Origin of the sequence: Psychromonas arctica DSM 14288 (assembly GCF_000482725.1) — a bacterium.
Taxonomy (GTDB): domain Bacteria; phylum Pseudomonadota; class Gammaproteobacteria; order Enterobacterales; family Psychromonadaceae; genus Psychromonas; species Psychromonas arctica.
This window is the reverse complement of the sequence record NZ_AXWP01000008.1, coordinates 318,989-329,867: the sequence shown is the minus strand read 5'-3', so window position 1 is coordinate 329,867 and position 10,879 is coordinate 318,989. Positions and strand designations below refer to the sequence as shown.

11 protein-coding genes are annotated in these 10,879 nt (G+C 37.5%); 4 read left to right on the top strand and 7 right to left on the bottom strand.

Features of this window, described 5'->3' with window-relative positions; genetic code table 11:
* Window positions 1–65: 65 nt before the first annotated feature.
* The 3 genes from H592_RS21430 to H592_RS0103465 form a co-directional block, all read right to left on the bottom strand.
* Entirely contained in the window at window positions 66–1,328 is a 1,263-nt protein-coding gene (locus H592_RS21430; protein ID WP_051368944.1) for a thiamine/thiamine pyrophosphate ABC transporter permease ThiP, read from the bottom strand.
* 7 nt (window positions 1,329–1,335) lie between these two features.
* Entirely contained in the window at window positions 1,336–2,334 is a 999-nt protein-coding gene (thiB, locus tag H592_RS0103470; RefSeq protein ID WP_028867535.1) for a thiamine ABC transporter substrate binding subunit, read from the bottom strand.
* A 339-nt stretch (window positions 2,335–2,673) separates the two neighbouring features.
* Window positions 2,674–3,144: a hypothetical protein gene (locus H592_RS0103465; RefSeq protein ID WP_028867534.1), complete on the bottom strand. Its 471-nt coding sequence runs from the start codon at window positions 3,142–3,144 to the stop codon at window positions 2,674–2,676.
* 240 nt (window positions 3,145–3,384) lie between these two features.
* On the opposite strand from H592_RS0103465, the gene H592_RS0103460 reads away from it, so the two are divergent.
* The gene (locus H592_RS0103460; RefSeq protein ID WP_028867533.1) at window positions 3,385–4,017 is read left to right on the top strand and encodes a putative quinol monooxygenase; all 633 of its coding nucleotides are present in this window, start codon (window positions 3,385–3,387) and stop codon (window positions 4,015–4,017) included.
* Between the two features lie 387 nt (window positions 4,018–4,404).
* Here the strand turns inward: H592_RS0103460 and sugE are convergent, their stop codons facing one another.
* The 3 genes from sugE to H592_RS0103440 form a co-directional block, all read right to left on the bottom strand.
* Window positions 4,405–4,722 (bottom strand): quaternary ammonium compound efflux SMR transporter SugE, encoded by a 318-nt coding sequence (gene sugE, locus H592_RS0103450; RefSeq protein ID WP_028867532.1) that lies wholly within the window; start codon window positions 4,720–4,722, stop codon window positions 4,405–4,407.
* Window positions 4,723–4,838: 116 nt separating this feature from the next.
* Window positions 4,839–5,474 carry a LysE family transporter gene (locus tag H592_RS0103445; RefSeq protein ID WP_028867531.1) on the bottom strand — a complete coding sequence of 212 codons (636 nt, stop codon included), beginning with the start codon at window positions 5,472–5,474 and terminating at the stop codon, window positions 4,839–4,841.
* A gap of 142 nt (window positions 5,475–5,616) precedes the next feature.
* The gene (locus H592_RS0103440) at window positions 5,617–6,201 is read right to left on the bottom strand and encodes a DJ-1/PfpI family protein (protein WP_028867530.1); all 585 of its coding nucleotides are present in this window, start codon (window positions 6,199–6,201) and stop codon (window positions 5,617–5,619) included.
* Between the two features lie 499 nt (window positions 6,202–6,700).
* On the opposite strand from H592_RS0103440, the gene H592_RS0103435 reads away from it, so the two are divergent.
* Window positions 6,701–6,892, top strand: a complete 192-nt coding sequence (locus H592_RS0103435; protein WP_028867529.1) for a CPXCG motif-containing cysteine-rich protein — start codon at window positions 6,701–6,703, stop codon at window positions 6,890–6,892.
* A gap of 182 nt (window positions 6,893–7,074) precedes the next feature.
* Here H592_RS0103435 and H592_RS0103430 read toward each other — a convergent pair whose 3' ends face one another.
* Window positions 7,075–7,761 carry a type 1 glutamine amidotransferase domain-containing protein gene (locus H592_RS0103430; protein ID WP_037070807.1) on the bottom strand — a complete coding sequence of 229 codons (687 nt, stop codon included), beginning with the start codon at window positions 7,759–7,761 and terminating at the stop codon, window positions 7,075–7,077.
* A gap of 296 nt (window positions 7,762–8,057) precedes the next feature.
* Between H592_RS0103430 and H592_RS0103425 the strand changes: the two genes are divergently transcribed.
* Window positions 8,058–8,966 carry a LysR family transcriptional regulator gene (locus H592_RS0103425; protein ID WP_028867527.1) on the top strand — a complete coding sequence of 303 codons (909 nt, stop codon included), beginning with the start codon at window positions 8,058–8,060 and terminating at the stop codon, window positions 8,964–8,966.
* A gap of 211 nt (window positions 8,967–9,177) precedes the next feature.
* Window positions 9,178–10,860, top strand: a complete 1,683-nt coding sequence (locus H592_RS0103420; protein ID WP_028867526.1) for an NAD-dependent malic enzyme — start codon at window positions 9,178–9,180, stop codon at window positions 10,858–10,860.
* Window positions 10,861–10,879: the final 19 nt, after the last annotated feature.

Below are 10,879 nucleotides of genomic sequence, written 5' to 3'. Positions count from 1 at the left end.
GCTTTTGGTCAGAAGTGAGGTTTATTTTTTGCATTGAGGTAGCATGATCCTCATTAAGCTAAAAATCAAGCATCTTCATTGATCACGGGTATATATAGGGCTAGGGAAGAAAAATGTCCGATTTCTCTTAACAGTAAAAACAACCCAGTGCTAATCACTAAACCAGGGGTGACTAATATAATGGTGGCTAACATTTCAATTTTATCAGCATACCCATTAAGTCCAATCAATCGCCACTGCCGACTCGCTAACAAAATAAAAAAAGCACAACTCACAGCAATAAGAGCTGCAAAAAAAGCAATGAGCAATGAGTTTTTAAAGGCCAACCAAAATTTAATATCGGTTAAGACAACAAAAAACTGAGTATTTACCCCTGATATAACCACCATTAACAACGGTGGAATTACCAATAGGGAAATCACAATAATCCAACTAAAATCCCAACATTTAGCAATCCATGAATCATGATAAAAGGTATTTTTAGGCCCTTGATAATTGGCTGTTAAGGATGATGAATGCGATAATTTTTGAATAAAAACAGCTAAAACTGCGCATATACAAATTTGCCATAATGCAAGTAAAGCCCCCGTCTGCAAATCAAAATCAAATTTAATTGCTTGGTAGATAGCCAGCTCTATAGTGGTTGATTTAGGCCCGCCACCCAATGCCATTACCGTTGCAAAGCTGCTAAAACAAAGCATAAAGATAAGCCCTGCGGCATGTGGCAATTGAGCAACAATCTGTGGCCATTCAACAAATCGAAATTTATTCCAATGCTTCATTCCTAAATGCGTAGCTAATTGGTGCTGTTTATCTGGAATAGCATTTAATGCCTGTAGAAATAGACGACAAGCAAAGGGCAGATTAAAAAAAACATGGGCCAATAAAATGCCATTTAATCCAAAAATTGAGAAAGGTAATATGCTATCAAAATATTCAAAAATACCCGCTAACACACCACTATTACCATAAATAGCTAACAACCCAAAGACAGCCACCAGCACCGGTAAGACTAAGGTTGTTGCAAATAACTTGAGTAATAAAGCTTTGCCCCTAAACTCTCGCCTAAACAAAGCATGGCTAATGGGGATCGCGAATAAAACACTTAATAGGGTGGATAATGCAGCTTGATAAAAGCTAAATGTTGTAATGTGCCGATAATAAGGATCAGACCAAATAGCCGTTACCTCTAAAACCGGAGAATAAGCAAACAGTGCATTGACTGCCATTAGCACAAACAAAAAGATGCCAATGGACAGTAAAAGTCCGGGAATTTGAACAGGTTTAAGTAATCTGACAAATACCGTTAATGGGTTAATAAGTGGCATTAAGTGATTAATCTGTTAATGAGATCAACCACTCTTTTGTCCATGCTTTGCGTTTTGCTGCCACTTCATCACTTGAGAATGACAATGACTTAGTCGGTGAGACGAGTTGATTAAACTCTTCTGGCAATGCCACATCGGTAACCGGATACATCCAATTACCAGTTGCGATTTTAGATTGAAAAGCATCACTCAGGATAAAGCTCATGAATTCATTTGCCAATTTTTTATGTTTGCTGCTTTTAACCACAGCCGCCACTTCAGTTTGAGTGTAATGACCTTCGGTGAAACTCGCAGCTTGGAACTGATTTTTGCCTTCAGCAATCATATGATAAGCAGGAGAGGTTGTATAAGACAACACCATATCGGCTTCTCCTTTTAGAAACATGCTATAGGATTCAGACCAACCTTTGGTTACAGTTACCGTTTTTTTAGCAAGTTGCTTCCAAGCTTGATTGACTTCGTCACCATAAACAGATTTCATCCAAAGCATCAGGCCTAACCCTGGAGTTGAAGTGCGAGGATCTTGATAGATGATTTTTAAGTCGTCACGTTGTTCGACCAATTCTTTTAAACTCTTAGGTGGGTTAGTTAATTTTTCACTGTTATAAACAAATGCAAAATAACCATAATCAAAAGGCACAAAGGTTTTATCTTGCCAATCAGTGGACATCTTAATCGTACTTAAATCAATATTATGTTCACTCAATAGCCCTGTTTTTTTAGCGCTGGCCATTAAATTATTATCAAGTCCTAATAGAATATCAGCTTCGCTATTATTACCTTCTAAACGCAAGCGATTTAATACTGACACACCATCATCTAACGCAATAAACTCTAGGTCGCATGCACAGAATTTTTCAAATTCGGCTTCTATTTTTGGTCCTGGCCCCCAGTCTGAAGCAAACGAACTGTATGTATAGACGGTTAATTTTTCCTGCGATGCAGCGAAAACAGGCGTTGCTATTAATGTTGCTAAGGTTATTAAATTGCTGAGAGTCTTATTCACTATGTCATCCATTACTAATGATTAATATTAAAGTATTGATATTGAACCGCTAGATCTTCGTTTATATATCTAAAACCTGTTCACCCTAAGGTTTGTTGATTTATGCATATTAAAGATCAAGAGTGCAAATATTCATGGATTATAACAATTGCTCAATAACTATGATCAACTATTTACAGCATTGATCATTATTCGGCATTAATGGCCAAAATACACGCCTATTCCCTGCAATAAAGGAAGCATCAAAAAAACAGATAATCATCGTCATACCGCCCTCTTTTTTACTAGAGATTACATAAATTTTGTCACTCCTGAAACGAGTAATAACTCAGTTGTAACCTATGTTTGAGTATTATGGTTAAAGAGCTCCCATTCACAGCGAATGCGACCAATAGTACGCATTAACTGTGCGTAATATTTTTCACTAACATCGTGGCTGCTCAGGACCGTTTGTAACAAGACAATCGCTTTTTTATATTGAATGTTAGCCAAAACCAGTTCTCCAGAAGCATTATAAACATTCGCCTGATGTAAAAACTCATCGGTAGCGGCCGTAATCACTTCATTAGCCGTTTCAATATCAGGACTAATAACATCACATAGATTTAACTGTATTAATGCGCGTTGATTTGACGAGATGGCATTTTTATCAGTATATTGACTAACATTATTAGGCTTTTTTAACGCCACCACCTCTATTTCTTTATGGTTTACAGCAGTATCAGCCTGAACTATTACTGATGATTTAACACGCGCATATCTTAAAACAGCAGCAGTAACTTTGTTCGTTAAATATTTCCAGTTAAACATAACTTGCCTTCCTTGAGTATTAACCAGTTTTTAAGTGATACTTATTATCATCTAAAGAAAGAGATAAAACAACCTTATTGATATTGATTATCACTTATGAAATATAATTTTAATGACCTCGACATAGAAGCATCATGATTATGGATAATATATTCCATATTAATTGGATGTTTACTCTCTTCCTCTATTCATTACTAGTGCGCATAATTCGCAACATATTACAGCGAAGAGGAATGCACAATGCTTATACAAATAGTTAAGTTTGATATTAAAACTGAATACATTGAACAATTTAAAGTGTTACTTGAGAATGATAAACAAGGCTCAAAAAATGAAGCTGGTTTACTTGAAATGCGTTTATATCAAGATAAAAAAACCCCTAATCTCTTTTTTGCCTACGAACGTTTTGAAAACCAAGCAGCAGTTGATCACCATTCTGCACAGGATTATACCAAGCAACTACTTGAAGCATTAGCCATGATGTGTAATCGCGCACCTGAAGTGATGCCTTTAAACGAAACAACGCCTGCACCGCTATATGAGAAAAATCCTAAATATTCCCATGCACAGGACGAGCTTTGTATTATTTTCTTTATTTTCAAAATAAAACCGCAGTATAGAGCGCGATTACTCACTCAATTTGAACATCATATAACGCAAACTCGCAGCCAAGAAGAAGGCAATATCCTTTTTGATTTGTACACCATTGAGGGTCAAGACGATACGCTAGCGGTTTATGAGCATTGGCGTAAAGAATCTGATCTGTGGGATATCCACTTCAATCAGCCTTACGTATTAGAAACGGGTAAGTTAATGCACCAAGCTGTTATAGGCGACATTGAGCAATACATGAATTTTGTTACTGAGCTTTAATTTTATATCGCTTAAACCTACTCCCAACCTTGGCAGATAAAATAAGTGAATTTTATCTGCTTTTTTATTTGCCCTTAACTTTATCTAATCTTTATAAAAGCCTTATCAAAACAACTTTTATTAATACACGCCTTAACAAAAAAAGTATCTTAGTGGTTTTAGCATTCAACATTCAGCATATTCAGCGCTAGTATTTAATAATTGAAAATGGGTAACACCCGAGGCTTTGCAAGTGATGGCAAAATCTAACACTGCCGTACTATCAATTTTAACAAATACTTGTTTGCTCACTTTCAAAGGTTGCCCACAACAAAAGTATAGATTGCAACCTTATGCCCCGTACAATAATGAACAGTAAAAGCTCGATGCAAAAACATTAACTTCGCCCTAACTTTGCGCTATTTTAAGGCCAACAATACCAATACAAATAAAAGCAAGGCTGATAAATTTCAATAATGAAGCTGACTCCCCAAATAATACAACACCTAAAATAGCAGTTCCCACAGCACCAATACCAACCCACACTCCATAAGCAGTACCGACGGGTAAGGTTCTAACGGCAAGTCCCAATAAAGTGAAGCTTATAATTAACGAAGAGACCGTCCAAAGGCTTGGCCATAACTTTGTAAAACCTTCTGTGTACTTCAACCCAACTGCCCAGCTAATTTCAAACAAACCTGCTAGCACTAATAAAAACCAACTCATGTTCACCTCTCATTATTGGGGCCGTCCCCAGTTTATGTTGAGAGATGAGGTCGTCCTCATGCCCTTTTTTTATCTGTATATTTGTATAAAAGGTTTATTTTTATAAAGGCTACTGGCTACTGGCTACTGGCTACTGCCACTTTTATACCAAAACCAATTAAGACACTACCTACTAATTTTTCAATTTTTTTCTTGTGTGTATTAAATTTTTTCACCAGCGCAGGATGGCTAAAAAATAACGACACCACAGTAAACCATAAAATATGTGCTAAGCAGATGATTAATCCATATAACAGCTGCACCCAAACGGGTGTTGTTGGATTAACCACTTGCGTGAATAAACTCAAGAAAAATAGTGTCGTTTTAGGGTTTAATGCATTAGTAATAAAACCCAGTTTGACTGCGCCTAGACGCGATAACTTAGGCTCAACCGTTTGTCCTTCTGCGCTCAAGTTACCTTTGGAAGTGAAGGTTTTATAACCAATATAAATAAGATAAGCCGCGCCTAAATACTTGATCAATGAGAATAAAATGATTGATTTTGAAATAATAATCGCCAACCCTGCAATCGAGTAAGCAACATGGATCCAAATCGCTAAGCCTATGCCTAGGGCAGAGTACAAACCACTCTGCCTGCCATGGAACATACTATTACGCGTGATCACCACAAAGTCAGCACCTGGGCTAATCGCCATAAAAATAGCAATCACAGTGACAGAAAGCAGTTCGGGTAGATAGTTTGCGATGTCCATTTATTAATACCTGTTGTTGAAATATTATATAGGCTGACATCAATATCATTTATTCTATGTCGCGTATATTTTTTAAGGCTTGAATTAAAGTAATAAAAGCTATTTATACCCACATCAAAAATATTCGAGTAGCATATGACATTCAAGAGTATGTGTGTTTTTGCCAATGATATTCCATTTGCCTTGCTGTTTTTTCTGCCAATGAGGATGTTGTTAACTCGGATACTAAGTGCAAACTCATATCTATTCCAGCCGAAATACCTCCCGATGTAATATATTTGCCTTGAGAAACCCAACGTTGATTGTCTATTACCTTTAACTTCGGATAACCCGCCTTAAGATCATCAATATCTTGCCAGTGCGTAGTTACTGTTAAGCCATCTAACAACCCCGCTTCAGCCAAAATAAACGCACCAGTACACACTGATAGCACCCTTTCAGATTTGGCCGCGATATCAGCTATCCAAGTGATCACATTTGTTTTTTTAACTTCCTCTGTATGCACACCACCAACAATTATTAGCACATCGATATCGGGATGCGCATCAAAACAAAAGTGTGGTTGAATAGGGCGCCCACCTCGCGCCTGCACAAGTGCCGGCTTTTCGGCAATCAGGAAGATATTCCAATCATGCCCAGACAAACGTTTAGCGGTACTTAACACCTCAAATGGGCCAGAGAAATCAAGCACCTCTGCATTATCGTATATGTAGATTCCAATATTCATCGGCTATGCACTCCTTGCATGTAAAAGTTTTTTATTTTTGAAAGGAACATTAATGCCTTATCATCTTTTTCTCAACCAATATGGTACAAAAAAGACCTGTCACCACAAAAGCTAAATAACGATTAATAATAGTGATAAAGGCGGTACGATCCAAAAAGAAGGAATAAATCCGAACAATCACTTTCCATGTAATAAGTGGGTTTCAAAATAAAAATATAAAATGCTATAAACAAAACATTACCCAATGCAGCTACAACGTCCACCGTTGAGCTTTCCCGAGTCATTAATTCCTTTTAGCAAAGCCAAACAGGATGTTAGAATTACGTTCATTTGGCACATAAATGCGCCATTTGAACTGGTGCGTTAGAAAAGCAATTGATGACTTGGATCAGAAAGTGACACGGTGTCAGTTTCTTTGCCTACTTTCTTTTCTGATAAAAGAAAGTAGTGTCGCCGGAATTGCTATTAAGTAAAATTGACATAAAGAAAAGGATACAACATGGCATTTCTACAAGAAGAAGAGATCAACTGTCCCTATTGTGGTGAAACCATCACCATACTACTTGACCCCTCTGATATCGATCAAGAATATATCGAAGATTGCCAAGTCTGCTGCCAACCCATTAACTTCTTTGTTAGTGATGATGAAAGCGGCGAGTTAAGTGTTAATGTGAGCAGTGACAATAACTAGCAGCCATTAAGAATTCATTGCTTGTAACGAAAAAAACCGCAATAAAGGTCATTCATTGCGGTTTTTTAATATGGCAATTTTAATATGCCAATTTTTTATGAAAACTTTTTATGTAACCTTTTTATGTAAACTTTTTATGTAAATAAAGGTTCTTAAAATAACGGTAACTTAATTTTTAATCATTAAGCATTCAGATGTGCTAACAATTTTTTAGCTACCAGCTCAGAACTTGCTGGGTTTTGCCCTGAAATAATCAGACCATCTTGTACTGCAAAAGCATTCCAGTCATCTACTTTTTGGTAATCTGCACCGCGTTTAATCAGTTCATCTTCCACTAAAAATGGCACAATATCAGTTAATTGAACTGCTGCTTCTTCACTATTAGTAAAACCAGAAACTGCTTTACCGTTAACTGCAAACTCACCGGCACTGTCTTTAACGTCTAATAGCACTGCACTTGCATGACATACCGCGCCAACAGGCTTATTAGCGGCTAAAAAATCTTCAATCAATTTAATTGATTTAGCATCAGTAGCTAAATCCCATAATGGGCCATGACCACCAGGATAGAATATTGCATCGTAATCAGCTTCATTCACTGATGATAATGCTACTGTATTGGCTAGTTGTTGTTTTGTTTCAGCGTCTTCGTCAAAACGTTTAGTAGCTTCGGTAACAAAATCATCCATTTCACTTGATGGATCGATTGGTGGTTGTCCGCCTAACGGTGATGCTAATGTAATATCTAGTCCAGCATCTTTAAAAACGTAATAAGGGGCAGCAAACTCTTCAACCCAAAAGCCTGTTTTATTACCTGTATCGCCTAGTTTGTCATGTGATGTTAGAACCATTAATATTTTCTTACTCATGATAATGCCCTTAATGTTGAGAGAGTGTTTAATAGCTAGTTATTAGCTGATTGAGAAAGTATAAACCTTATACAAAATTGAACAATGCATACTTTATCAACAACATTGTTTCAATAGTTGATACAATTAAAAATCAGATGAACATGCACTAGAGGGATTTTGCTTGTGAATAAGTAATATTGGGTCATCGACGAAAGACCCCCCCCTTTTTTACTATCTGTCTATTAGATTGAAATTTAAGTGGAGGTTAATACACAGCTCTAACCAACATCAATAAACGACAAAAAGAGGTCACAGTGGAACTGTCATTTGAACAATTAAAAAGCATGGTGGTGTTTGCCCAAGTTATTGAACAAGGTAGTTTGAGTGCAGCTGCAAAACATATTGGATTGTCACGCGCCGTGGTTAGCTACCATATTAAAAAACTAGAAAGCCAATTAGGTATTAAACTGCTCAATCGCTCAACTCGAAGCATTGCATTAACGGAAGCTGGCAGCGAATATTACCAACGTTGTAAAGTGATTGTCGAACAAGCTTTAGCAGCAAACCAGCAGATAGAGAACTTAAAGAACAACCCAACGGGGTTAATTAAAATAACCTGCCCTATGAATGTTGGATTACATGCCATCGTGCCCGCCTTGAACGCTTTTGCGAAGCTTTATCCTAATATTCAACTAGATGTAAACCTTAGCGATGAAGTAGTAAATATTATCAAAGAAGGTTTTGATATTGCAATCCGTGGTGCAGAATTAGCTGACTCTGGTTTACAGGCGACTAAACTATCAACGTTGAATACCTGCTTGTGCGCTGCGCCTGAATATTTACAAAAATATGGCCGCCCAACAACTCCTGCTCAATTAACGGCACATCAATGGATCCTTTATAAACTGGCGCCTACTACGTTAGAGCTGAAAAAAGGCAGCCGCTCCTACAGCGTCAAATTAAAAGGAAATATCAGTACCAATAATGCCGCAGCACGCACGGCCTTTGTTGAAGGAGGTCATGGTTTAGGACGCATTCCAAGTTATGATGCACTGCCTAAAATAAAGTCTGGACGCCTAATTCAGTTACTCTCTGAGTATCAATTTAATGATATTGAAGTATATGCAGTGTTCCCACCGGGCGCCGCTGAATCTAAAAAATTGCGGTTATTAATCGATTACCTGAAGAATTACTTTAAAAAAGGTCAACAGGGGCTGAACTAGGTGCTAATTCGGATATTATTTGAACGTTTTTGTTTTAGGCACGTTGATCTTTTGATACTATTTTGTACAACAAAAGTTAAGCACAAAGAACAACAGATCCCAGCTCGTTAACAAAAATTTAACATCTTTAAGCCGATCTTCGTTGAATTCCTATACAATTAATTATCGGTATGTATTAAGACATACTTTTATTCACTAAGAAGATTTTATTATGCCACTCAAACGTCCTTTATATATTCCCTTTGCAGGGCCTGCACTATTAGAAACCCCACTATTAAATAAAGGCAGTGCTTTCTCCTCCGATGAACGCGATAATTTTAATTTAACAGGTTTATTACCTCATACGATTGAAACGATTGAAGAGCAATCATTTCGTGCATATCAGCAACTGTCTTCATTTAAAAGCGATCTTGATAAACATATCTATCTACGAAACATCCAAGATACAAATGAAACTTTATTTCATCACCTCATCGAGCAACATATCGAAGAAGTAATGCCGTTGATTTATACACCAACGGTGGGACAAGCTTGTGAGAAGTTTTCTAAAATATACCGTCGTAAACGTGGTCTATTCATCTCTTACCCTGAACGTCATAAAATTGATGATATGTTACAGAATGCCACTAAACAAAATGTAAAAGTGATTGTAGTGACCGATGGCGAACGCATTTTAGGTTTAGGCGATCAAGGCATCGGGGGCATGGGGATCCCAATTGGTAAACTTGCTTTATACACAGCTTGTGGTGGGATTAGCCCGGCGCATTGCTTACCTATTTTATTAGATGTAGGTACTAATAATAGCCAACTAATTAATGACCCAATGTACATGGGGTGGCGTAACCCTCGCATCACAGGCGAAGAGTACAATGAATTTGTAGATTTATTTATTCAAGCGGTGAAACGTCGTTGGCCAGAAGTGTTATTACAATTTGAAGATTTTGCACAAACCAATGCAACACCATTATTAAACAAATACCGCGATCAACTGTGTTGTTTCAATGATGATATTCAAGGCACTGCAGCCGTATCCGTAGGTACGCTGATAGCGGCTTGTTTAAATAAAAAGCAAAAGCTTAGCCAACAAAATATTGCATTTTTAGGCGCTGGCTCTGCAGGTTGTGGTATAGCAGAGCATATTATTAGACAAATGCAACGTGAAGGTTTGACTGAAGAGCAAGCTCGTAAGCGTGTATTTATGGTTGATCGTTATGGTTTATTAACGGATAACATGACTGATTTACAAAGTTTCCAAACGTCTTTAGTACAAAAGGCAGCTGATATCGAAAACTGGGATCACAGCCAACCGTTAGGGTTAGAGCAAGTGGTTAAACAAGCGAAGATAACCGTGTTATTTGGTGTTAGTGGTCAAACAGGTTTATTTACGCAAAGCATTATTGAAAGCTTATGTGCGAATACTGAAAATCCGATTGTATTGCCGCTGTCAAACCCAACTTCTCGCGTTGAAGGTACACCGCAAGATATTACTAATTGGAGTAATGGCAAAGCGATTATTGCAACGGGCAGTCCATTCCCTAATACTCTATTTAAAGATCAATCTTTTGAAGTATCGCAATGTAATAACAGCTATATTTTCCCAGGTATTGGTTTAGGAGTATTAGCCTCACGAGCAAGAGGGATCAGTGACAATATGTTAATGGCGGCCAGCCAAGCCTTAGCTGATGCTTCAATGGATTACGACAAAGCACCAGGTGCACTATTACCACCATTGGCAGTGATTAGAGAGATCAGTGAAAAAATAGCTTACGCCGTTGCAAAGCAAGCCATTGCAGATGATTTAGCTTTGCCTGTAACAGAAGAAAACATGCAACGTCGCTTGCAAGATAACTTCTGGCTACCTAAATACCGTAGTTACCGCCGCACCTCTTTCTAGGAACAACAACCGATTTCTG

What these genes read in the sequence shown, in the direction of transcription:
- H592_RS0103420 (WP_028867526.1), top strand. Translation starts at nt 9,178, where the DNA reads ATGCCACTCAAACGTCCTTTATATATTCCCTTTGCAGGGCCTGCACTA.
- H592_RS0103445 (WP_028867531.1), bottom strand. Translation starts at nt 5,474, where the DNA reads ATGGACATCGCAAACTATCTACCCGAACTGCTTTCTGTCACTGTGATT.
- H592_RS0103430 (WP_037070807.1), bottom strand. Translation starts at nt 7,761, where the DNA reads ATGAGTAAGAAAATATTAATGGTTCTAACATCACATGACAAACTAGGC.
- sugE (WP_028867532.1), bottom strand. Translation starts at nt 4,722, where the DNA reads ATGAGTTGGTTTTTATTAGTGCTAGCAGGTTTGTTTGAAATTAGCTGG.
- H592_RS0103435 (WP_028867529.1), top strand. Translation starts at nt 6,701, where the DNA reads ATGGCATTTCTACAAGAAGAAGAGATCAACTGTCCCTATTGTGGTGAA.
- H592_RS21430 (WP_051368944.1), bottom strand. Translation starts at nt 1,328, where the DNA reads ATGCCACTTATTAACCCATTAACGGTATTTGTCAGATTACTTAAACCT.
- H592_RS0103440 (WP_028867530.1), bottom strand. Translation starts at nt 6,201, where the DNA reads ATGAATATTGGAATCTACATATACGATAATGCAGAGGTGCTTGATTTC.
- H592_RS0103465 (WP_028867534.1), bottom strand. Translation starts at nt 3,144, where the DNA reads ATGTTTAACTGGAAATATTTAACGAACAAAGTTACTGCTGCTGTTTTA.
- H592_RS0103460 (WP_028867533.1), top strand. Translation starts at nt 3,385, where the DNA reads ATGCTTATACAAATAGTTAAGTTTGATATTAAAACTGAATACATTGAA.